Origin of the sequence: Mesorhizobium sp. M7D.F.Ca.US.004.03.1.1 (assembly GCF_003998635.1) — a bacterium.
In the GTDB taxonomy this organism is placed as follows: domain Bacteria; phylum Pseudomonadota; class Alphaproteobacteria; order Rhizobiales; family Rhizobiaceae; genus Mesorhizobium; species Mesorhizobium loti.
Window position 1 is genome coordinate 1 of the sequence record NZ_RZQG01001527.1, and the last position, 798, is coordinate 798.

Consider the following 798-nt stretch of genomic DNA (forward strand, 5'->3'; position numbering starts at 1 on the left):
CGTGAAAGCGCTCGAGCTGCGTTTCCTGGCCGATGTTCAGCCAGAACTTGAAGAAGTGGATGCCCTCGTTGGAAATCATCCGTTCGAAATGCGGCGTCTCCTCGAGAAACTGCTCGTGCTGTTGCGGCGTGCAGAAACCCATCACCGGCTCGACGCCGGCGCGGTTGTACCAGGATCGGTCGAAGGTGACGAATTCGCCCGATGTCGGGAAATGGTCGACATAGCGCTGGTAGTACCATTGCCCCAGCTCGGTCGGGGTCGGCTTGGTCAGCGCCACGTTGCGTGCCGTGCGCGGGTTGAGGTACTGGCGCACCACGAAGATCGTGCCGCCCTTGCCGGCAGCATCGCGGCCCTCGAACAGCGCCATCACCCGTTTGCCGGTCGACTGCAGCCAGGCCTGCGCCTTGACCAGCTCGATCTGCAATTTCTCGAGCGTCTCGTCATACTCGTCGCTTTTCATCTTCTTGTCGTAGGGATAGCCGCCGGCGGTCAGCTTGTTGTCCTCGACCCAGTCGGGAAGCACGGGATTTTCGATGTCGAACTCCCGCTCCTTGCCGTCGATCCTGATCTTCAGCGGCCCCGAAGTCGGCGCGGCAGAACTTTCCTTGGCTTTTTTCATCAAGACGAACCCTTTCCAGCTTCCGGACTCATGCTATTGGGAGCCACTACAGCGCCGCGCGTCCGTTTGGACGCGCAAAGGACGCTGTAGCACTTTTAATTTGCGCATGATCCTTTCCGAAAATCGATTCCCGATGTTCGGGGTCATGCGGCAACCGGCCCAGTGGAAGTTTCCGCCAC

The 798-nt window shown here is 59.6% G+C and carries 1 protein-coding gene; it reads right to left on the reverse strand.

Features of this window, described 5'->3' with window-relative positions; genetic code table 11:
* The coding region (locus tag EN935_RS38435; RefSeq protein ID WP_127374368.1) for a polyphosphate kinase 2 at nucleotides 1-619 on the reverse strand (619 nt) is incomplete at its 3' end.
* Nucleotides 620-798: the final 179 nt, after the last annotated feature.